A 21,056-nucleotide genomic window follows, 5' to 3' on the forward strand; every position below is an offset into this window, starting at 1 on the left:
CGACGACGGCTCGGCCCGACGTTAACGGCGTCGGCAAGGAAGCGGGCCGAAGGGAAATCGTCTCTCCGTCGCGGGCGACCACCTCGAAGGGTCCGCCATGGATGTGCATGGGTGGATGAAGCCGTTGTCGGTGCCGATGAAACGCACTTTCAGGGTCTCGCCGACCTTCACGCGGATCGTCTCTGGCGCGAGCCGCTGGAGTGGAGCTTCTCGCCATCGGCACTTCGGCAAGTCCAGCCCGATAAGTAAGTACTCCTCGCGGCCGCTATCAGGCGCCACGTCTGCCGCCGCCAAGGCCAATCCCGTTTTACGAATCGGAGCCTGATATATCCCAGGCGCCGACACCGTTTCCCGCCATTCCCTGGAACAGATCATCCGCTTGCGCCGGTGAAAGGCTCGTGTCGGTGGCGACCCACCAGGTGAGGACCGCAAGAAATGCGCCGGCGATGAACTGGACGGCGAATTCGACGGGCACTCCACCTCCACCGACCCGCTTTTCGACAAGTTCTGCTCGGACAGCGCGGCGGATACGCTCGCGCAATTCGTCATGGATCGTGTCGCCGCTGCTCGCAAGCAGCGCGTGGTGAAGCGACCGGAACGCAAGTGCGTGTTCGAACATGGGAAGGCTAAATGCAAACAGGCGAGTACCAATCTCCTGACTTGCCGACATGCGCCCACGGCTTAGCGACCCCAGATGCGCCTCGATGGTCGCGCTGCGTAGAGCATCCTTGTCTGCGTAGTGGGTATAGAAGGTCGACCTGCCGACATTTGCTCTCTGGCAAATGTCGTCGACCGTGATGGCCGCATATGCGTGCTCCGGGATCAGGGCAATAAGCGCATCCTGCAGCAGCGCGCGCGTCCGCGCGACGCGGCGATCGATGGTATTTGAGTCGCTCGTCCGGTCGATTTTTATGGTCATCGCCACGTTCGGCGCCTGCTTCTGGACATTCAAAGGTCTGGTGTCCGGAATCTCATGCTGGACATTGTGTCCAGTATGATACGCCAAGTCCAGAAGCTCAAATCGTATATTGGACAGGCCGCAACGGAAGGTCGCCGACATGCACTTATCTGGTCACCGCGCCGGCAACGGACGGCATTCGCGCAAGGGCGTGATCGCGATGGCCCTGCTTGCCAAACTGTCGCTCGTCGCCGGCTTCCTCTTTGTGGCCAATTTTGGCATGGGCTACATCGGCGCCGGCGCCTGGGTGGCGGCATTCCACGGCCTTATCCTAGCAGCAATCGCGATCGTATTGCTGTGGGGCTTCCTTTCTCGCATAGGCCTCGGCGGAAAAGGCACGCACAGCACGAGCGACAGGGGGATCGGCATCGTCCTGCACCGGGCGGCGGGCTATGACTGGCTTGCGCGCGTTCTGACCTTCGGCTGCGAGGGGCGGTTTCGCGAGCACATGCTTCGCTTGGCGAAGCTCCGGCCCGGCGAAGCGGTGCTTGATGTCGCCTGCGGAACGGGAACCCTTGCGATTGCCGCGAAGCGGCTAGTGGGTTCTGATGGAAGCGTCACAGGCGTCGATGCATCGGCTGAAATGATCGAGAGGGCGCGCGCCAAGGCCAAAAGGTCTGGCCTCGATCTGACTTTCGTCAACGGGACGGCGCAGAAGCTTCCCTTCAAGGACGCACGGTTCGACATTGTGATCGGCACACTGATGCTGCATCATCTGTCGAAGCCCGTTCGATCGGCCTTCGTCCGCGAGGCAGCACGCGTCTTGAAGCCCACTGGCCGGCTGTTGCTTATCGATTTCGGCAGGCCGGTACGCAAGTCCAGATTGCCGAGACTTCATCGACATGGTCACGTGGACATGAATGGGATCGCCTCGTTGTTGACCGAGAGCGGATTCAAGGTCGGCGACATCGGCGCCGTCGGAACCAAGAACCTGAACTATGTTCGCGCGACGACGGACAAGGTCCGATCAGCGTGACCGAGGCATGCAACAGCCGCCAGACTTAAGCGTCGCCCCGAAAAGTCACGCGACATGGAGCCCGGGCCTCGAAGGCGTAGCAGTCTGGCGGGTCGTGCGAACTGAGCGCCGGCCTTGCCGACTCGTGGCAGGGTCGTCGACGTGGGTCGTGACGGCAAGCCCCTGATCCGCATGTCGATGCTGATCTCGGCCGAAGCCCGCCGCGGCGGCCAACGTCTCGGCGCTTCAATCGGTCAGCGTTGTAGATATTTGACGAGCGCCGCGATCGCGAGCACGAGGGCGACCAACACCAGGATCCAGATGAGGCCAATCCCACCCATCAACCACATGCCCTCTGACCCATCCATCATGGAAATGATCCTCTAGCGCGAAGGCTGAGTTCGCCGCCCACGATTGGCGAGTGCAAGCTAAGTTAAGTCGCCGGCAACCTCCGCCAAGACAACGGTGATTCCGGTTACAGAACGGGGAAAGATGCATACTCCGGCAATTCTACATTCCCCCGCCGCAGCCGTCGGACAGGTCCCATACATTCACAATTTGCCTGCCGTCAAAGCCGTGTTCGTGGATCAGGTATTTCGCCAGTCCGCCATACACTCTCCAGCGCCAGCACGGGCAGCAGCAGGGGCCCTTCTCCTCGGAATTGGCCATCGCGTAATCGTAGGCCTTCTGCTCGTCCCCGGTGAGCTTCAGATCGTAGTAAGGCAGCATCTGCTGCGCGGTCGCCGCCGGTATGTCGTACGGGTCGCTGGGGATCATCGGGATGGCGCGATATTGGGTAAGCCCATTTACCTGCTCGCGATAGCGTTTCAATTCCATCGGGCTGCAGCACGAGCCCTTGATGCGCGCCATCGCGGGCATGGTCGCGATCGACTCGGTAAACTTGGCCGAGCAGGTGCTGTTGCCGCTCTCGCTAAGATCTTTGAACCGTTTGGTCAATTCGGGATCGTCGGCAGCGATTGCCAAATCCGGTGCGAGAAAGCCTGCAGCCGCGGCGGCGCCGAAGACGCCGAGAATGACGGTGCGTCGGTTTGGGGTCCTTGTCATTTGCCGCTCCTCGCCTGCTCGATGAGCTTCTTCAGCGTCGCAAGATCGGTGGCGCCGGGAAAAATCTGGTCGCCGGCGATAAATCCCGGCGTTCCCGTTATTCTCAGCGCCTGGGCCAGTTCCATGTTGCGGTCGATCAGCGCCTGGATGTCCGGCTGCCGCATATCGCCCTTCATGCGCTCGACGTCCAGCCCGGCCTCGGCGGCGATCTTGAGGACGGCCGCCTCGGTCACCCTTGTCTTGGACCCATAGAGCGCCTTGTGAAACGCTGTGTATTTGCCCTGCTTGTCGGCGGCGAGCGCCGCCTTGGCCGCGAACACCGAATCTGGGCCGAGGATGGGGAATTCCTTGTAGACGATCCTGAGTTGCGGATCGTCGGCCGCAGCCTGTTCCATGACCGGCGCCATCTGCCTGCAATAGGGGCAATTATAGTCGAAGAACTCGACCAGGGTAACGTTGCCCTCGGCGTTGCCGCCGACTGGACTTTGCTTGTCACGGAAGATGTCGTCCGCGCGCGCCTTGAGCACCTGCCTGGCCTGGGCTGCATCTGCTTCACGCTGGCGCTGGTCCAGGCTTTTCAGCGCCTGCACGAGAACCTCCGGATGCGCCAGGATATAGTCGTGTATCCGCTGGTCGAACTGATCCTGGGACATTTCGCCTGCAGCATTCGCCTGTATGGCTTGAAAGCCAGGATTGAGCAGGAACCATCCTGTCAGGCCGGCAAAGAGCAGGGCGCGGGCGATGCCGCTGCAATACCTGGCTGCATCTCTTGGCTTGGTGAACATGCGCGTCTCCCTTTCTTGTCGTCGAGAATGTCGGTGCCTCTCCGTCAAAAGAGGCTCTTCAATTTTGCCAGCCAGCCTTCGTCCCGTTCGTGGTGCGTGCGCTCGACATTGTTGGTGAGCGCGTTGACGAAGGTGACGAGATTGACGGGCGCGAAGTTCAGGCCGTGGAAATTCGCCCGCCAGCGGCCCTCCTTGTCGATCACATGCGTGACGATCCCGTGCATCTGGTAGCCATCATTGGCCAGGCTGAATTTGTGACCGAAGGCTTCCGCCAGATTGCGGGTCATATCCTCCGGCTGGCCCGGGGCAGTGGTCAGGAACAGCCAGTTGACAGGGTCGAGCCCATGCGCCGGTCCATAGGCATTGAGCACATCGGGCTTGTCCTTTGTGGGATCGGTGGTGATCGTCACGAAGGTGACCTGATCCTTCATCGGCGTGCTATTCACCATCTTCTGGATCTCGGCGATCTTCTCGGCATGCAGCGGGCAGACGTCCGGGCACGATGTGTAGATGAAATGGAGGACGACGACCTTGCCGATGAGGTCGGCCGGCCGCACGATGCGACCGTCGGCGGTGCGCAGCGTGAAATCGGGCGTTGGGCTGTCGATCTGCTGGAAATATTTCTCGTCGTTCTGCAGCATGGCGTCGACTTCGTCCATTGAATGCGCCGGCGCTCCATGCGTGAAGCCGGCGATCAGCGCGGTGAAGACGATCAGGCCGCACAACAGACGCCTCCATTCGTTCCAGGCGGATGAAACGTCCCGAACCGCCGGCTCGTCCCGGTTTCTGGCAAGCATCAGCCTTTTCCTTTCGGGCTAGCGGCAATACGGCTGCGGATGAAATCGACCATGTCGGGAGAATCCCATTCAGCCGGCCCGATCAGCCGGCCGATCTCCTTGCCGTCGCGGTTGATAAGCACGGTCATCGGCAGGCCCACCGCGCCGAGCGTGAACATGACTTTGGCCGAGGTATCGATGTTCAGCGCAAGGTGTGTAACGCCGGTCTCGGCGAAGAATTTCTTCACGGCGTCGGGACCCTTCCGGTCCATCGACAGCGCGACGACCTCGAAATCCGGTCCGCCGAGCTTGGCCTGCAGCCGATCAAGCGTCGGCATTTCCTTGCGGCAGGGCGCGCACCATGTCGCCCAGATGTTGAGCAGAACCACCTTACCGGAGAAATCGGCGAGCGTTTTCGGCTTGCCGGTGCCGTCCTCGAAGCTGATTTCCGGCACGGCGGCGGGCGTATCGAGCAGTGTGAAGTTCTCAGATGCCCCCGCTGCCACGGAGGGCGGCGGAAACGCCAGCAGCGAGCAGACAAGGAAGATAGCCCATTTGCACTTGATCACGGTGCGCTCACTCGGTCGCATAGACGGTCGGCGCCTTGCCGTCCTTGGTGAAGGCGTAGATCGTCCAGGTCTCGGACTTCTCGCCGCCCATGCCGGGCGCGCCTGCCGGCATGCCGGCCAGCGTGATGCCGCTAATGGCTGGCCGCTCGGTCAACAGCTTCTTGACGATTTCGACTGGCACAAGGCCGTCGACGACATAGCCGTCGACAATCAGTGTATGGCAGCCCTCAAGGTCCGCCGGCACGCCGGCATCGCTGCTGATTTGAGAGAGATTGTTGACCGGCTTGATATCGACCTTGAAGCCATTGTGCTCAAGATAGTTGGCGTAGGATTCACAGCAGCTGCATTGCGGGTTCTTGTACATGACGGCGTTGATCGTTGCGGCGAAGGCGGGCAGCGGCGTTGCGATCAGCAGGGACAGTGCGGCAAGGCGGTAGGTCAGTTTCATTGCAGTTCTCCTTGGTTGGATAAAACTTTCAGGTCACGCGGAACACTGTCATCAGGCCGGCCATCTGGTGATCGGCGACATGGCAGTGCAGCATCCAGTCACCGGGATTGTCGGCAACGAAGGCGCATTCGATTGTGTCCTTGGGGGCGAGCAGCACCGTGTCCTGCCATTGCCGGTGCGGTACCGGCAAGCCGTTGCGCGAAAGCACCGACAGGCTGAAGCCGTGAACGTGCATGGGGTGCCACCAGGCGGTTTCGTTGCGCACAGTGAGGTGGCAAGTCACGCCGCGTTTGAGCGTAAACTGCGGCGCCATGCCGGCATGGCCATCGCCGGTCATCGACATGCCGTTGATTGCCCAGGCGGCGCCGCCGTTCATGCCGGGCATCGCCATGCCCATCATGCCGCCGACGCCGGCCAGCTTGCCGCCGCCCATCATGCCGCCTTGCAGGACGATCTCATGCCGTTCAGCCTTGGCCAGATCGGGGGCCGGCAGCGGATTGGCGGGCAGGCGACGCGGCGCATCGAGAAGATGGTGGCGCAGCGGCGGCGCCTTGTCATAGGCAAGCGTTGTCAACGTGTAGGCGAGGCCGTCATAGAAGTCATCGACCACGGCGTGCCTGCTGCCGGGACCACCCTGCATGTCGAGCATAATGTCGATGCGCATGGCCGGTGCCAGCACCAGGCGGCCGTCTTCCGGTTCATGCGGGTCGCAGGGCTGGCCGTCGACCGCGACGATCACCGGACGGTGACCCTCGAAGCGCAGCGCCACCATGCGGGCAAGGCAGGCATTGGCGAGCCGCAGTCTGACGCGCTCACCTGCCGTCACGCTCAGGTCGGCCGGCGCCGCGCCGTTGATGGTGACGGCATTGCCGACGCGGCCCGACATCGACGCATCCATCATGCTGCCGAAGCCGCCGGCGATCTGGCCGTCACTGGTGAGCCGCCAGTCCTGCAGCAGCCAGAGGAGATCGCGGTCGGCGGCGACGGGCTCACGTTCCTCAACGATCAGCGGGCCGGCGAGTCCACGGCCGATCTGTACCAGGCTGTCGGCATGCGAATGGTACCAGAAGGTGCCGGCATCTGGCGGCGTGAACTCATAGACGAAGTTCTCGCCCGGTCCGATCGGCCTCTGGGTCAGGCCCGGCACGCCGTCCATGGCGTTCGGCAAACGGATGCCATGCCAATGGACGGTCGTGTCTTCGTCTAGTCCGTTCTCGACAGTGATGCGGACCGGCTGGCCCTGCCGCAGGCGCAATGTTGGGCCGGGGGTGGTGCCGCTATAGGTCCAGACTGCGGTAGACGGACCGTCGGCGCCATTGAGCAGCGCCTGGCCCGGGCCGACCTTGATCCGGCGCTCGTCCTCGGTCGAGGCGCGTGCAGGACGCAGCGAGCAGGACACGGCAGCGCCCGCCGCCGCCGCAAAAAACCCGCGGCGCGATATCGAATGACTGAAATCGTATTTCACCCTGCTAGCCCTTTGCGATCTCGATCGATGGCGAGCCACTCGGCATCGAACTGGAATGCTGTATGCGCCGGCGCGCGCAACGATGCGCAACACAGGCGATCAGGCGCCGGGAATCAGCCGCGTCACGGCTGAAACGGCGTCAAGCGCTGAGTCGGGGAGGGTATGGGTCGGGTAGGGAACTTCGTCCCTGCAGGAACGGGGCAGCTTGGGTCGATGGCTGCTGCACGTGGAGAACTGCCGTCACCGCGAGGTCTTGCGGCAGCACCGCCAGCACCGGTGCGATGCAGGTCGGCGGACAATGCATCGGGTTGCCACTGTCGCCGATGTCTTTGAGGCACGCCTTGCAGTCGCCGTTCATGGAAGCACCGGCCATAGTGCCTGTGCTGGCACCGCTGGGCATCGCCATAGCGTCCGCCATCTTGGCCGGCATGACGCTGGCCTGAGCCGCAGACAGGCTGAATCCGGCGGTCAGGAAGACCGCTATTAGCATGACGAGGAGATGTTTTGGCGACAGCCGGGCCATCATCCGCCTAGGCTGGCCGCAAAATGCAGCTTTTGCAAGTCCCCGATGCTGCGACATCAAGACTTCCGCGATAAGCTCTGGATCGGCTTCGCTGAATTCAGCGTGCAGAACGTAATGATGGCAGTTCCCTCATCGCGAAGGGCCCGGTCGATCAGCACGAAATAGGGCGGTGGTCCAAGCGCCGTGATCTGGCCGGCCGAGGTGATGCTGATCAGCAGGCGGCACCCCGACGCGAAAAGCTGCTCGGCGAACAGCACGGCGAACGAGGAGCCGACCACACAGCCAATGATGCCAAGCGTCTGGCCATCCAGTTCGAACTCGTGAAGGACGGTATGATAGCAGGCCCAGCCCGACGATGGGCGCGCGCGGCCTTCTTTGCGACCGGGCACTATGTCGCCGTCCGGATCAAGGACACACAGAAGGCACGCGTTCCGGCGACAGGCCTTTTTGCCGCCGCCTCGCGAAGCATGTTTCAACCTGAAACACGGACTCGGCCGAATAGTCCTTCAGCTCAAGCAGCGGTGATCGCGGAACTGGTCGCGTCATGTTGTTCGATCGAAAACTTTTGGCTGCGGGACCACTCAGGCCGCTGCCTCAATTGGAAGGCCTGCGGCCTTCCAATCGGGATACCCGTCCTCGAGCCGGTGAGCGACATACCCTCGCGCCCGCAATGCCGCGACAGCCTCGAACGAGAGAACGCAATAAGGGCCGCGGCAATAGGCAATGACCTCCCGGTTCGCGGGAAGTTCCGCCAGCCGGTTTTCAAGTTCAGCGAACGGGATGTTGAGCGCTCCCGGTAGATGTCCGAGCGCGAATTCGTCCTCCGACCGGACATCGAGAACCGTGACAAGGCCATCACGCAACCTTGAGACAAGCTCTTCACGCGACACAGCCTCCAAGCCGTCGCGAGCCTGGAAATAGTCGGTCATGACGCGGTTGACCTCGGCGACGTTCCGCTCGCCCACGCGCCCCAGAGCCTTCATTAATTCAACCACCAGAACATCTCCTGCAAGGCGATAGAGCATGTGCTTGCCCTGCCGCTCGGCCTCGACAAGTCGCGCGCGTCGAAGGATTTGAAGGTGGCGCGAAGCGTTGGCAAAGTTGAGGCCGGCCCGAGCCGCAAGTCCTTCGACGCTGCGTTCACCCTGTGCGAGGTGCTCCAGCAATTCCAGCCGGTGCGCATGCCCGAGCGCCTGAGCCACCTCGGCAAGGCTGGCGAAAATCGCCTGTTTTGGTCCAACGCTTGACACGACTGTTCCTCGGTGAAACATTCAGCAGAATAATTGAATATTACCGCAGGCGAGGTAGGGAGCGCAAGCCATGATCCTCCGTCAATTCCTCCATTCCGATCCCGTCGCCGCATCCTACCTGTTCGGATGTGGTGGAAAATCGGCCGCTGCGGTGGTCGATCCGGTCGGTGACATTGCGCCTTATCTTAGGGTCGCCGAGGCGACGGGCATGCGCATCCTCTATGTGGTCGACACGCACATCCATGCCGACCACATTTCCGTCGGGCGGGCGCTCGCTGCAGCGTCCGGCGCGGAATACCTGCTCTTCGAAGGCGCGGAGGCCGGGTTCCCGTTTCTGCGCGCCAAGGACGGTGACGTGCTCGAACTCGGCAATGTGACGATGGCCGTCATGCACACGCCCGGGCATACGCCTGAGCACATTTCGCTCCTGGTCACCGATCGGACACGCGCGAGCGAGCCGTGGTTCGTGCTGACAGGCCACACGCTGATGGTTGGCGATCTCGGGCGAACCGAACTGGCAACCGACGCCGAGGCCGGCGCGCGGACGCTGTTTTCCAGCGTGCGCCGTCTCAAGCAACTGCCGGATCACGTCGAGGTGCTGCCCGGCGCATATTCCGGCTCGGTCTGCGGGCGCTCGCTCAGCGGCAAGCCGACATCGACGATTGGCTTCGAGAAGCGCTTCAACAAAGCATTCCGCATTGAGGACGAGGGCACCTTCGTCGCCACGATGGTCGCCGACATACCACCCCCGCCGCCGGATGCGGCGCGCAACCGAGCCACCAATGCCGGGTTGGTCGCCGCGGCCTGACCGATGGGCGTTTCGCGGTCAGCAGGCTCGACTGTCAGACTTGGGCTTAGGGAAAACTGGCGGCAGTTTGCTCTCCTGATGCTGGTGAATGCTTTTGTCGGCGGCATGGTCGGGATCGAGCGAACGGTCGTGCCGCTCATCGGATCGGAAGAGTTCGGCATCACGTCAACGACACTTGTCGTCTCCTTCATCGTGAGCTTCGGCGTGGTCAAGGCGCTTGCCAATCTCGTCTCCGGCCAACTCGCCGATAGCTGGGGGCGCAAGCGCGTTCTCGTCCTCGGCTGGCTTGTCGGCTTGCCGGTTTCGTTCATGATCATCTGGGCTCCGAGCTGGGGATGGGTGATTGCGGCCAATGCACTGCTCGGCATCAATCAAGGACTGGCCTGGTCGATGACTGTGGTCATGAAGGTCGATCTCGTCGGTCCGAAATCACGTGGCCTTGCAGTCGGCCTCAATGAGTTTGCCGGCTATCTCGCCGTCGGCGTAACGGCATTCCTCACGGGCTATCTCGCTTCGCGATACGGCCTGCGCCCGGTGCCCATCTATCTCGGGATCGGCTACGCCGTCGTCGGCACCGTATTGTCGGTGCTGCTAATCCGTGACACGCGCGACCACCTCCGGTTGGAAACATCCGCTCACGCAATGCAATCCGTGCCGATCAGTTTCCGGGAGGTGTTTGCGCTGACCTCGTTCCGGAATCGCAATCTGTTCGCGGCTTCGCAAGCCGGCCTCGTCAACAACCTCAACGACGGCATGAGCTGGGGTATTTTCCCATTGTTCTTCGTGTCCTTCGGCCTTGGCATCGAGCGCATCGGCATCCTGAAGGCGGTCTATCCCGCAACATGGGGAATCCTGCAGGTCGTCACCGGCCCCTTGAGCGATCGCTGGGGCCGCAAGGGCCTGATCGTCGCAGGGATGTGGACCCAGGCCGGCGGTCTGTTTCTTACCGCCGCCACGGGCCGGTTCGAATGGTGGCTCATCGGCAGTCTTCTGCTCGGCCTTGGAACGGCAATGGTCTATCCAAGCCTGATCGCTGCCGTTTCCGACGCCTCGCATCCCAGCTGGCGCGCCCGCTCGCTCAGCGTCTATCGGTTCTGGCGCGATCTCGGCTACGCGATCGGCGCGCTCTCAGCAGGTCTCATCGCCGATCGCTTCGGGCTCTCGTGGGCGATAACATCGATTGCCGCATTGACGTTTGTCTCTGGCGCAATTGTTGCAATCGCGATGCAGGAGGCCGCCAAAGGCTGGCGCCAACCTTCCCGCAGATAGTCGACGGGGGGGTCGGCCTGATATCCGATGGCACTCACGGACTCGCCCATGCTCATCCTACGGTACATTGGTGTTGCGCAACTGGCCATCATTGCCGGCCTGGCCGTTCGTGATCTGCGCTTCAGTCTCGTCGGCTGCCTCGTTGCGGTGTTCTGCTTTGATTGCGCCTCCAGCACCAGATTGCGAGCCTGCCGGCCCGGCAACCCTTAGCGTGTAGTATTCGATCGGAACGCCTCTCGTACCGACGCGCATCAGCTTGTTCCTCGCTGAAGGAACGCGTTCAGGCAGCATGCTCGCATGGGTTGGACAAATCCATATGATGTCGACGCGAGCCAATGCGCCTGTGGGCTCACATTGGGTTGACGGATGGGCAGGTGCCAAGTCGGACCAGTGCCTACGGTATATGCAGAAGCTTAGACAGCCACCTGGGTTCCGATCTCGACCACACGTCCGGTCGGAATCTTGCAATACTCAGTCGCATCAGCCGCCGTGCGCGCCAGCCCGGTGAACAGCTTGTCCTGCCAGACCGGCATGCCGGAATTGGGCGATGTCTTGAGCGAGCACCGCGACAGGAAGAAGGATCTCGTGATGTCGAACTTCCAGCCTTCTTGCGGCAGATCGCCAGCGCGCGGGGGATGTTGGGCTGCCCCATAGCCGAAGGTCCAGCGTCCCGAAAAAACCTTGGTCAAGCAACGGGGTAGAGCCCTCCAATTTCTGGAGCAGGGAACTTGCTTCTTCACGGGAAACACCGGAGGAATGATGATCAACTGAGAATTGATTCGGAGCTTGTGCATGCGCGGGGGGCAAGCGGCTTTGGCTGCACTGATTCTGACCGGTTCCTTCACTTCCGCCCTCGCCGACAACAGTTCTCCCTTCATCTATTTTGCAACCGAAGATCCTTTCGCTGCCGGTCAACCGACGAAGAACGACGTCTATGTTTTTGGGGGCGTCTTTGTGACCGGGTCCTTCGGGGACACTATCAACGTCTTCGGGGCCGACTATACGAACAATTACATGATCGGAGCTGCTTACGGCCGTGATTTCGCCGATGTTGGCGCCGGTTTTGTCCTTGGCGGTGTGACTGGGGCTGCCATAAGGTTTGGCGAGGACGACGATACATCCGGAGAGCTTTGGGCCGGGATGCGGCTTCGCCACCAGGGCCTTGTCATCGGCGATCTGGCGATTGCGCCAGCGCTGACGGCCGGTGTCAGTGCCGTTACAGGCGTCACCGAGATCGAGCACGCCCGCGAAATCCATTACGATGGCGATGCATCCTTCCTTGGTTTTATCGGCGCGGAGCTTTCTTTCAGACTAAGGCAAGCTCCCAACGTCGAGCTTGTCTATCAACTCCATCACAGATCCGGCGCCGGTGGCACGTTTGGAAACATGGGAGAGGGTTCCAACGCGAATGCTGTTGGAGTGCGTTATCGCTTCTAGCTGACGCCTGAATGCTTCGGGTCGGGGCTGACATTCTATGAAGGTGCGCCGGTTGCCGCCGCCCGTAGGCGACGAGCGGGGCCGAGTCGGCGCGCTGGATGGCGTCAGAGCGCGGGGCGCAATCCACCATTCTTCACGGGATCCTTGATGGGCCGTACCAAGCGACACTATCGTTCGAAAGGTTCTCCCAGCGAAGCCACGCCGTTGAGCTTGAGCAGACGGCGGTTCGAAGAGATGATGCCGAGCACGATCACGGTCACGAGATAAGGCAAGCTCGATAGAAGTTGCGAGGAAACGTCCAGCCCTGTCGCCTGGGCCGCGAGGCTTGCGAGGGACACGGCGCCGAAGAGGCACGCACCGAGGAAGATACGGCTGGCAAGCCAAGTGCCGAAGACGACGAGCGCAATCGCAATCCAGCCGCGCCCTGCGATCATGCCATCGGCCCAGAGCGGAGTGTAGACCACGGATGCGTAGGCACCGGCGAAACCTGCCAACGCGCCGCCGAAGGCGACCGCGGCGAAGCGCACGGCGATCACCGGATAGCCGAGCGCACGGGCCGCCTTGGGGTTCTCGCCGATGGCGCGGACGACGAGGCCGGTCTTGGTGTAGGCGAATATCGCCCAGATGGCGACGGTCGCGGCAAGCGAAAGCCACACGACAACGTCTTGGGCGAACAAGCCGCCGATCACCGGGATATCCGAAAGCCCGGGCAATGAAAGCTTCGGAAGCCCCTTAACCGTGAGGCTCTCATAGCTCTTGCCGAACAGCGCCGAGAGGCCTTGGCCGAGGATGCCTATGGCAAGGCCTACCGCAACCTGGTTTGCGCGAAATCCCAGCGCGATGACGGCAAAGACCAGGGAAAGAGCCGCGCTGGCGAGGCCCGCGGCGAGGAAACCGAGGAGATGCCCGCCGCCTTGATAGACGATAATGAAGGCGATGACGGCGCCGAGGGCCATCAGTCCCTCCACCCCGAGATTGAGGACGCCAGCCCGCTCGGCCACCAGTTCGCCGAGCGCCGCAAGGAGAAACGGCGTAGCCGCCGCCAACATCCCGGCGATGATGAACTCGACGGCGTTCATGACGTGCTTCCGTGGGCGGCATGGCGCCATTCGAGCCGGTAGCGGACGAAGGCGATGGCGACGAGATAGGCGAGCAGCAGGCTGCCCTGGAAAACCCTGACCGCAGCGACCGGCAGATTTGCCGAGACCATGGCGTTATCGCCGCCGATATAGAGGGCCGCCATGAGCAACGCGGAAAAGGTGATGCCGACCGGGTGAAGGCCACCGAGATAGGCCACGATGATGGCGGCATAGCCGTAGCCGGTCGAGATGGAGCGCTGCAGCTGGCCGAGCGGCCCGGCCACCTCGGCCGCTCCGGCGAGGCCTGCCGCGAAACCGCCGATGAGCAGGGAAAGCCAGATCGCCCGTCCTTCGTTGAAGCCGGCGTATCCGGCCGCGCGCGGCGCGAGGCCGCCGACCTGCAGCTTGAAGCCGGCGAAACTCCTCTGCATGAAGATCCAGGCCGCAAGGGAGAGCGCGCAGGCGATAAGCAGCGAGACGTTGACGCGGGTGCCGGGGATCAGGATCGGCACCATCGCGTCGGACTGGAACATCACCGATTGCGGGAAGTTGAAGCCGTTTGGGTCCTTCCAGGGGCCGAGAAGCAGGTAGTTGAGCAGTTGCGCGGCAACGAGCGCCAGCATGAGCGATACGAGAATCTCGTTGGCATTGAGCTTCACGCGCCAGAAGGCGGTGAGGGACGCCCACAGAGCGCCGCCCAGCGCACCGATGACAAGCATGGAGGGCCAGATCCATTGGCCCGTTGCCTCTGGGAACCAGATGGGAATGGCCGATGCGAAGATCGCGCCGAGGATGAACTGGCCCTCGGCGCCGATGTTGAAGACCTTTGCGCGAAAGCCGATCGCAAGCCCCTGCGCGATCAGCAGTAGCGGCGCGGTCTTAAGCAGGACTTCCGAGAAAGAGGCCCAGGACAGGAAGGGCTCCAGAAGCATCGCGTGGAAAACGGCTACCGGATCGCGGCCCATAAGGAGGTAGAGCCCGAGATTGAGAAGCGTCGCCAAGGCGAGCGCGACGGGCGGAGCGATCAGTTTGACGGGAAGCGAGGCATGCTCCCGGCGAACGAGAACAGGAAGGAGCGGCGCGGACAGAGCGCTCATGCAGGGACCTTTTTGGCCGTCGAATGCGCGCCGATCATGTAGCGGCCGATCTCCTCGGGTCTCGTGTCGCGCGTCACCAGCGGCGGGCTCAGCCGGCCTTGATGGAGCACCTGGATCGAATCGCAGAGTTCGAACAGTTCCTCCAGTTCCTCCGAGATGACGAGGATACCCATGCCTTCGTTGCGCAGGGCAACGAGGCGCCGGCGGATGGCGGACGCGGCGCCGATGTCGACGCCCCAGGTGGGTTGCGCCACGAACAGCAATTGCGGGGACAGCATGATCTCTCGGCCGACGATGAACTTTTGCAGATTGCCGCCCGAAAGCGAGCCGGCCTCCGCTTCCGAACCGGGCGTGCGCACGTCGTATTGCCGGATGCAGTCCTCGGTGAAAGCCTTCACCTGGTTCGTGTCGACGAGGCCGCGTTTCAACAGGCCGAACGGATGGGCGGTCAGAAGGCTGTTGAGGACAAGCGACATTTCCGGCACGGCGCCGCGGCCAAGCCGTTCCTCGGGAACGAAGGCGAAGCCCAGTCGGCGGCGGGCGGCCGCGTCGAGCGCGCCGACATCCTTTCCCATCATATAGATACGGTCGGACTGTTCGCGCGGCAGCACCGTTTCGCCTGAAATCAACGCTGCGAGTTCACTCTGCCCGTTGCCCGATATGCCCGCGATCCCGAGGATCTCGCCGGCCCGGACCGTCAGGCTGACGTCGGAAAGCGCCACCGCGAAGGGATCGTCCGGCCGATGGTCGAGGCCGACGATTTCGAGGCGCTTTTCGCCGCCGGAATGCGCGAGCGCCGGCATGGGCTGCGGCATGTCGCGGCCGATCATCATCCGGGCAAGGTCGTGCGCGTCGTGGTCGCGCGGGTCCACGCGGCCGGTGATGCGCCCGCCGCGCAGGATGGTCGCGCGGTCGCAGACCGCGCGGATCTCCTCCAGCTTGTGCGAGATGAACAGGATGGAGACGCCGCGGTCGCGCAGCCGCCGTAATGTCTCGAATAGCTTGTCCACCGATTGCGGGGGCAGGACGGAGGTCGGTTCATCGAGGATCAGGAGTTGGGGTTCGGTCATCAGGCAGCGGATGATTTCCACCCGCTGCCGCTCTCCGACAGAGAGCGCGTGCACATGGGCGAGCGGATCGACTTCGAGTCCGAACTCGCGGCCGAGCATGCGGATGCGATCCGCAAGATCCGATTTGCCCCTGGGCACGACCAGCCGGATGTTCTCCACCACCGTCAGCGTCTCGAACAAGGAGAAATGCTGGAAGACCATGCCGATCCCCTTGCGCCTCGCATCCGCCGGGGAAGCAAGGGCCAGGGGTTCCCCTTTCCAGGTCGCCATTCCGGCGTCCGGCTGCTCGACGCCATAGATCAGCTTCATCAGCGTCGACTTGCCCGCTCCGTTTTCCCCGAGGATCGCATGGATCGAGCACGGAGCCACATCCAGATCGATGTCTCTATTGGCATGGATTTGGCCGTAGCTCTTGGAGATGCCGCGCAGCGACAGGAGCGGGGTGGTCACGGTCACTTGGGCAGCGGCGTGGTGACACCCTTGACGTGCCAGTCCATTGCGACGATCTCGGCATCGGTCATCGTTTTTCCCGCGGGGACTCCCTCGCTGCCGTCGGCCTTGGCGACCGGACCGGCAAAGGGCGAGAAGCTGCCGCCGGCGATCTTGGCTCCAACCTCTTTGATCCTGTTCATCATCTCGGCCGGGATACCCGGGTTCCAGTCGACGACCTCTACAACCTTGTCGCCGACACCCAGGAAAGCGTTGGCGCCCTTGAACTTGCCGGCGAGGTGGGCGTCGACCGAGGTTTTGAAGAAGGGTGACCAATCGGTCGCCACGCAGCCGAGATAGGTTTCAGGCGCGTATTTCTTCATCGACGAATTGAGGTTGAAGGCAGGGACGCCGGCCTCCTCGCAGGCCGACACGACGGAGGGCGTGTCCTGCGCGTTGGAGAAGATCACGTCGCATTTCTGCGCCAACAGCGCCTTGGCGGCTTCCTGCTCCTTGGCCGGATCGAACCAGGAGTTCACCCATACGACCGAAACCTCGACATCGGGTTTCACCGCTTGCGCGCCCAGCGTGAAGGCGTTGATGGAGGTGATCAGTTCGGGAATGGCGAAGGCGGAGACCGAGCCGAGTTTGCCGGTCTTTGACAGCGCGGCGGCCGCCATGCCCATCAGGTAGGTACCCTGGAAATATTGGGCCGCGAAGGGCGAGAAGTTCGGCGCTACCTGGAAACCGGAAGCATGCAGCACGGTGACGTCGGGGTTCCGGCGCGCGATCTGCAGGGCACCGTTCTGGTAGCCGAAGGAGCCGGCGATCAGGAACTTGTTCCCGTCGGCGACCACCTTGTTCATGATGCGGTCGGCATCGGGTCCTTCCTGTATATTCTCGATGATGGTGACCTTCACCTTGTCGCCGTAGGCTGCCTTCACCGGCTCGAGCCCGTCGGCGAGCGCACGGCCCCAGCCGACATCGCCGACCGGCGACGGGACCACGAGCACGATGCCCAGAGGTTCGTCGGCAGCAAGCGCGCGGCCACCCACCGCTGCGACGAGGCCGGAGGCGGCCGCGCCCTTCATCAATGTTCTGCGGGTAAGATTTGTCAGCATGTCGGTTCCCCTTGTTTTCGGTTTCTAGAATTCCACGGTCGCGAGCGCCGCCTCGGCTTCCGCGAACAGCCGTGCCTCGTCGAGCCCCGGGAACTCGCCCTTGGCCCAGACGATGCGGCCGTTGATCATGGTCATGTCGGTCGGCATGCCGATGCCCACCTTGGCTAGCAGGCTCAGCGGATCGTGCCGCGTGCCAACATAGTCCATGCGCCGCGTGTCGATGGCGAAAAGGTCGGCAGCCATGCCAGGCGTCAGCCTGCCGATGTCGCCGCGCCCGAGCAGCGCCGCGCCCCCGGTCGTCGCATAACCGAGAAAATCGGCCGGCGGCGGAACGGGATGGTCGCGTGTCGATGCCGACAGACATTGCAGCATGTAGGCGGAATGGATGCAGTGCATCAGGTTGGAATTGTCGTTCGAGGCGGCACCGTCGCAACCTAGTCCTATGCTGAGGCCGAAGGCCGACATCGCCGGGATATCGGTGATTTCAGCGCCGACGAGATAGACCGGCTCAGGGCAATGCGAGACGCCGGTACCGCTTGCGGCCATCTTGCGCAGCTCGTCGTGGGTTAGCTCCCAGCAATGGGCATAGAAGGCATCCGGCCCGCAGAAGCCGATCTCCGCGCAGTAATCCACCGTCCGCATGGCGTGACGGTCCTCGATGACCGGGCTTTCGCCCTCGCCGACATGGGTATGCATACGCACCCCGCGATCACGCGCTAGCGCCACCGATTCCACGAAGGTCTCGCGATAGCAGTTGACTGGCTGGCAGGGCGCGACGGCCACCTGGCGCATGCTGAAAGGACCGGCATCATGATAGGCGTCGATCAGCCGGGCGCAATCGGCGATGAACTCGTCCGTCGTCTCCAGCATGGCATCGGGGATGGTCGAGCCTTTCGATTTCGGTAGCGTGTTGCCGCCGCGTCCGGCATGGAAGCGCATACCGAGGAGTTCGGCTGCTTCGAACTGCCGGTCGACCAGCCGCTTGCCGGCCTTCCACGGAAAGCAATACTGATGGTCGAATGCGGTCGTGCAACCGTGCTTTATCAGCTCGGCCATCGCCGTGACCGAAGCGTGGTAGAAGCATTCCTCGGTCAGCCGCGAGAAAATGGGATAGATGCGGTCGAGCCATTCGATGACCGACAACTTCGTCCAGTCCAGATCGGCGCGGTTGCGCACGAAGCATTGAAAGAAGTGATGATGGGTGTTGACGAGGCCGGGATAGACGAACCAGCCGGCGGCGTCCTGCGTGACGGTCCCGACGGGCAACTCTCCCTTGTCGAGGCCTTCGCCGATGGCCCGTATCGCCGGGCCGTCGGTCAAGAGATCGACATTGCGCCGGATGTCCGGACCGTTGCCCTCGTCCACGATGACCGCTGCGCAGTTCTTCAGCAAGTGGCCCGCCAAGTCACGCCTCGCCGGCTTCGAGGACGGGCTCGGGCTTCAGTTCGTGCAGCCGGTGGATACCGGGCATCTCGATGAAGCCCTCGAGACTGCGGATCGCCCGCGACCAGAGCCGGATCGCGGGATAGGGGTCGAGCGAAACGCCGCCGTCCGGCGCCAGCGCCACATAAGGAAAGCAGGCGACGTCCGCGATCGTCGGCCTGTCCGACGCGAGGAAGCGCTGGCCGCGGATATGCTGTTCGACGAGGCCGGCTTCCAGCTCCCGCAGGGCCGCTATCCCCTGCCCATGAAGGGTGGCGATATCGCCCGGACGCAGCAGCATCTCGTGCAAGCGCGCCGCCCCCAGGCTGCCGGTCAGCCGATGCGAGAAGGAAAGCCATTGCTGGACGCGTGCCGCCTGCAGAGCAGTATCGTTGCCCAGCCATTGCGGTGCGGCCTTCGCGGCAAGATAGACCAGCATGGCCGAGGATTCGGTCAGGACGAGGTCGCCATCCTCCAGGATCGGGATCGAACCCGCCGGATTGAGCGCCATGAGTTCGGGACCGCGATGCTCGGCGCCGGGATGGAAATCGACGGGGCGGATGTCAAGCTTCACCCCGGTCAGCGCCGCCATCAGGCGCGCCTTGTAGCAACTCGGGGACAGCACGTAGTCGTAGAGCTTCATTGCGCCACCAGTTGCGCGCCGTAGGTGTAGCCGTGGCGTTTCAGCCAGCGCCGGTAGGCAACCGATGTCAGGTCCGCCCTTGTGGGGATCTCCATGCCCGGATCGAGCGGCAGCAGCCTCGGGATCTGGTTTTCGAGAATCGACCGGTCCTGAAGGAAGATCGTCTGCTGGAAATGGATCAGGTCTGCCATCGATGTTTCGTCGTCGAACAACGCCATCCACGGCCAGACGTCGCACAGGTCTTCGGCAAGCGGCTGCACGAAAAGCGTGATGACGTCCCATTCACCCGGGCGCGGCGGGCAGGTCTTGTAGAGGATCGAGCAGGTCGGCGCAGGCACGCGATACATGTATTCGGTGGTTATGCCGCCTTCCGCCGACTTGGCGGCCTGCGGCTGGTAGAACTTCACCTGGGTCGCCCAAACCTCGTCTTCGTCCTCCCGTATCTCGACCTTGTAGTTCGGGACTTCCGTGTGCGGTTCGGCCCCCAATATGTCCGTATGCACGAAGGGGAAATGCGCAATGTCCAGGAAGTTCTCCACCGCGCGCAGCGGCGAGCAGCGCACGCGCACAACCCCGACATCGACGAGCCGGCGGCCGGGCTGATCAGCCTCGGGGATGGCAAAGAGCGCCTTTTGCGGGTCGCCGAGCGACGACCAGACATGGCCGTAGCGGATGCAGACCGGCAGGGCACGTCCGTTGCTGCCCGTAACCTTCGCGTTTCCGTCTGCGCCGAGCCTCACCCCGATCGGCTCGCCCATGAGCGCCGTCTGGCGCTCATGCGTGTCAAGCCGGCCGGCAAGGCCGACCGGATACCATTGGTCGATCATCGCGTTGCGGGTCATTGGGCGACGCCACTGCGCAGAATATCTTCGGCGGTCCGCCTTAGCGTCTCGGCTGCCCTCGACGCAGCGATACGCTTGGCCGGACCAGTGCCTTCGTCGACCAGAACATGCATCAGCGTCCGCGCTTTCCCCTGGGGGGTGAGCAGCAGCCGTAGGGTCTGGGCATTTTGCGCGTAGTCGAGCAGGCCTCCGTCGGCCTTCGTACCGGCGGCCGCCTCCAGCGCGGCAATGCCCGCCTCTACTATCATGGAGCGAAGAGGGGCTAGGCCGTCGAACCGCGGCGGCCGAGCGGTGGGTTCGCCTACGGAAATCCATATGATTCCGCCGCTGTCCTCGACGGGCTGTGTTGCGACACCAATCGTTTCCGGCGGCGTCAGGCCCGGATGGGCCGGAATGCGCAAGCAGTTTCCGGCCTGGGCATAGCTCCAACCGTGATAAATGCAGGACAGGGCCTCACCGCGCACGAAACCACGGGAAAGGCGCATGCCGCGATGAGGGCATCTGTCCGCGAAGGCCGCCGCGCGGCCGGACCGGCTTCGCCAAAGGGCAATCGGTCCGACCGGGGTTTGCGCCGGCATTACGGTTCCCGCTGGCAAGTCCGCGGAGAGGGCAACTGGCATCCATGAGCCGGACGGATAGGGCAGCATGCATCAACCTTCGAACGACATCGACCCATCTTCCCAAATGCAGATTCGCGGTCAAGACATGACGATCAGTCCGATCACGTTTGCACAATATTTTCGCACTGGCAACAATGCCCAAAAAAGAGGCAGAGACCCTGGTCCCAACCTAGCCTGATTCGTTTTCTATCGGCGTCCGACGAATGGCCTCGACCCAGACATCGATTGGTCCAAGAGAGCACCCCATCTCCATCATATCGACCAGTTCCGCAGGACCGGCAACGTCGAGTTCGATCCGGTCGGGGGCCGCCCAGCCAAATAGACGCGGGGGGGCCCGCGGGGGGGGGGGACGCGGGGGACATGGGAGAAAAGTTTCAAGGTTTTAGAGAAGAGAGGAGTTGTTTGAGTGGGCGGGTAAAAACAGG

23 protein-coding genes and 3 pseudogenes are annotated in these 21,056 nt (G+C 62.8%); 4 read left to right on the forward strand and 22 right to left on the reverse strand.

Annotated features, from left to right (window positions below; translation table 11 throughout):
• Window positions 1-2 precede the first annotated feature (2 nt).
• Together NKI79_RS30695 and NKI79_RS30700 are read right to left on the reverse strand one after the other, a co-directional pair.
• Window positions 3-183 (reverse strand): annotated as a pseudogene (locus NKI79_RS30695) (multicopper oxidase domain-containing protein); the annotation flags it as partial.
• A 124-nt stretch (window positions 184-307) separates the two neighbouring features.
• Window positions 308-1,060 (reverse strand): TetR/AcrR family transcriptional regulator, encoded by a 753-nt coding sequence (locus NKI79_RS30700; protein ID WP_352479365.1) that lies wholly within the window; start codon window positions 1,058-1,060, stop codon window positions 308-310.
• Between NKI79_RS30700 and NKI79_RS30705 the strand changes: the two genes are divergently transcribed.
• Window positions 1,059-1,934, forward strand: a complete 876-nt coding sequence (locus tag NKI79_RS30705) for a class I SAM-dependent methyltransferase (protein WP_352479364.1) — start codon at window positions 1,059-1,061, stop codon at window positions 1,932-1,934. The genes NKI79_RS30700 and NKI79_RS30705 overlap by 2 nt on opposite strands.
• 489 nt (window positions 1,935-2,423) lie before the next feature.
• On the opposite strand, the gene NKI79_RS30710 is transcribed toward NKI79_RS30705, so the two are convergent.
• The 9 genes from NKI79_RS30710 to NKI79_RS30750 all read right to left on the reverse strand — a co-directional run bounded on the left by NKI79_RS30710 (window position 2,424) and on the right by NKI79_RS30750 (window position 8,794).
• Complete coding sequence (locus NKI79_RS30710; RefSeq protein ID WP_352479363.1) at window positions 2,424-2,978, reverse strand: hypothetical protein; 555 nt, start codon at window positions 2,976-2,978, stop codon at window positions 2,424-2,426.
• The gene (locus tag NKI79_RS30715; RefSeq protein ID WP_352479362.1) at window positions 2,975-3,763 is read right to left on the reverse strand and encodes a DsbA family protein; all 789 of its coding nucleotides are present in this window, start codon (window positions 3,761-3,763) and stop codon (window positions 2,975-2,977) included. Before NKI79_RS30715 ends, NKI79_RS30710 begins: the two co-directional genes overlap by 4 nt.
• Window positions 3,764-3,807: 44 nt before the next feature.
• The gene (locus NKI79_RS30720; protein ID WP_352479361.1) at window positions 3,808-4,560 is read right to left on the reverse strand and encodes an SCO family protein; all 753 of its coding nucleotides are present in this window, start codon (window positions 4,558-4,560) and stop codon (window positions 3,808-3,810) included.
• Window positions 4,560-5,108 (reverse strand): TlpA family protein disulfide reductase, encoded by a 549-nt coding sequence (locus NKI79_RS30725; protein WP_254819350.1) that lies wholly within the window; start codon window positions 5,106-5,108, stop codon window positions 4,560-4,562. Before NKI79_RS30725 ends, NKI79_RS30720 begins: the two co-directional genes overlap by 1 nt.
• Before the next feature lie 7 nt (window positions 5,109-5,115).
• On the reverse strand, window positions 5,116-5,556 hold the full coding sequence (locus tag NKI79_RS30730; RefSeq protein ID WP_352691287.1) for a DUF411 domain-containing protein: 441 nt from the start codon (window positions 5,554-5,556) through the stop codon (window positions 5,116-5,118).
• 28 nt (window positions 5,557-5,584) lie between these two features.
• On the reverse strand, window positions 5,585-7,021 hold the full coding sequence (locus NKI79_RS30735; protein ID WP_352806899.1) for a multicopper oxidase family protein: 1,437 nt from the start codon (window positions 7,019-7,021) through the stop codon (window positions 5,585-5,587).
• Window positions 7,022-7,160: 139 nt separating this feature from the next.
• Window positions 7,161-7,544, reverse strand: coding sequence for a hypothetical protein (locus NKI79_RS30740; protein ID WP_352806901.1), 384 nt, complete (start codon window positions 7,542-7,544; stop codon window positions 7,161-7,163).
• 56 nt (window positions 7,545-7,600) lie between these two features.
• Window positions 7,601-7,933, reverse strand: a complete 333-nt coding sequence (locus tag NKI79_RS30745; RefSeq protein WP_352806903.1) for a nucleoside phosphorylase-I family protein — start codon at window positions 7,931-7,933, stop codon at window positions 7,601-7,603.
• A 192-nt stretch (window positions 7,934-8,125) separates the two neighbouring features.
• Entirely contained in the window at window positions 8,126-8,794 is a 669-nt protein-coding gene (locus NKI79_RS30750) for an ArsR/SmtB family transcription factor (RefSeq protein ID WP_352806905.1), read from the reverse strand.
• A 70-nt stretch (window positions 8,795-8,864) separates the two neighbouring features.
• Here NKI79_RS30750 and NKI79_RS30755 point away from each other — a divergent pair, with 70 nt between their 5' ends.
• Window positions 8,865-9,602, forward strand: coding sequence for an MBL fold metallo-hydrolase (locus tag NKI79_RS30755; protein ID WP_352806907.1), 738 nt, complete (start codon window positions 8,865-8,867; stop codon window positions 9,600-9,602).
• A 78-nt stretch (window positions 9,603-9,680) separates the two neighbouring features.
• Complete coding sequence (locus tag NKI79_RS30760; protein ID WP_352806909.1) at window positions 9,681-10,871, forward strand: MFS transporter; 1,191 nt, start codon at window positions 9,681-9,683, stop codon at window positions 10,869-10,871.
• Between the two features lie 57 nt (window positions 10,872-10,928).
• Here NKI79_RS30760 and NKI79_RS30765 read toward each other — a convergent pair whose 3' ends face one another.
• Both NKI79_RS30765 and NKI79_RS30770 read right to left on the reverse strand, forming a co-directional pair.
• A complete protein-coding gene (locus NKI79_RS30765; RefSeq protein WP_352806912.1) occupies window positions 10,929-11,123 on the reverse strand; it encodes a hypothetical protein in 195 nt (64 codons plus the stop codon).
• 161 nt (window positions 11,124-11,284) lie between these two features.
• Window positions 11,285-11,523: pseudogene (locus NKI79_RS30770) on the reverse strand (KUP/HAK/KT family potassium transporter); the annotation flags it as partial.
• A gap of 161 nt (window positions 11,524-11,684) precedes the next feature.
• Between NKI79_RS30770 and NKI79_RS30775 the strand changes: the two are divergent.
• Entirely contained in the window at window positions 11,685-12,308 is a 624-nt protein-coding gene (locus tag NKI79_RS30775; protein WP_352806914.1) for a hypothetical protein, read from the forward strand.
• Between the two features lie 167 nt (window positions 12,309-12,475).
• Here NKI79_RS30775 and NKI79_RS30780 read toward each other — a convergent pair whose 3' ends face one another.
• The 9 genes and pseudogenes from NKI79_RS30780 to NKI79_RS30820 all read right to left on the reverse strand — a co-directional run.
• Entirely contained in the window at window positions 12,476-13,387 is a 912-nt protein-coding gene (locus tag NKI79_RS30780; RefSeq protein WP_352479351.1) for an ABC transporter permease, read from the reverse strand.
• A complete protein-coding gene (locus NKI79_RS30785) occupies window positions 13,384-14,484 on the reverse strand; it encodes an ABC transporter permease (RefSeq protein WP_352479350.1) in 1,101 nt (366 codons plus the stop codon). The genes NKI79_RS30780 and NKI79_RS30785 overlap by 4 nt, the downstream gene beginning before the upstream one ends.
• A complete protein-coding gene (locus NKI79_RS30790; protein WP_352479349.1) occupies window positions 14,481-16,004 on the reverse strand; it encodes an ABC transporter ATP-binding protein in 1,524 nt (507 codons plus the stop codon). The genes NKI79_RS30785 and NKI79_RS30790 overlap by 4 nt, the downstream gene beginning before the upstream one ends.
• A 2-nt stretch (window positions 16,005-16,006) precedes the next feature.
• Window positions 16,007-17,101, reverse strand: a complete 1,095-nt coding sequence (locus NKI79_RS30795; protein WP_352806924.1) for a BMP family ABC transporter substrate-binding protein — start codon at window positions 17,099-17,101, stop codon at window positions 16,007-16,009.
• A gap of 27 nt (window positions 17,102-17,128) precedes the next feature.
• On the reverse strand, window positions 17,129-18,508 hold the full coding sequence (locus NKI79_RS30800; protein ID WP_352479348.1) for an amidohydrolase: 1,380 nt from the start codon (window positions 18,506-18,508) through the stop codon (window positions 17,129-17,131).
• A gap of 1 nt (window position 18,509) precedes the next feature.
• Entirely contained in the window at window positions 18,510-19,169 is a 660-nt protein-coding gene (locus NKI79_RS30805; protein WP_254819361.1) for a glutathione S-transferase family protein, read from the reverse strand.
• A complete protein-coding gene (locus NKI79_RS30810; protein WP_352704694.1) occupies window positions 19,166-20,011 on the reverse strand; it encodes an aromatic ring-hydroxylating dioxygenase subunit alpha in 846 nt (281 codons plus the stop codon). Before NKI79_RS30810 ends, NKI79_RS30805 begins: the two co-directional genes overlap by 4 nt.
• Window positions 20,008-20,658 (reverse strand): aromatic ring-hydroxylating oxygenase subunit alpha, encoded by a 651-nt coding sequence (locus NKI79_RS30815; protein ID WP_352806918.1) that lies wholly within the window; start codon window positions 20,656-20,658, stop codon window positions 20,008-20,010. The genes NKI79_RS30810 and NKI79_RS30815 overlap by 4 nt, the downstream gene beginning before the upstream one ends.
• Before the next feature lie 142 nt (window positions 20,659-20,800).
• Window positions 20,801-20,929 (reverse strand): annotated as a pseudogene (locus NKI79_RS30820) (acylphosphatase); the annotation flags it as partial.
• Window positions 20,930-21,056 lie beyond the last annotated feature (127 nt).

It is taken from the genome of Mesorhizobium sp. M0340, assembly GCF_040321535.1.
Classification (GTDB): domain Bacteria; phylum Pseudomonadota; class Alphaproteobacteria; order Rhizobiales; family Rhizobiaceae; genus Mesorhizobium.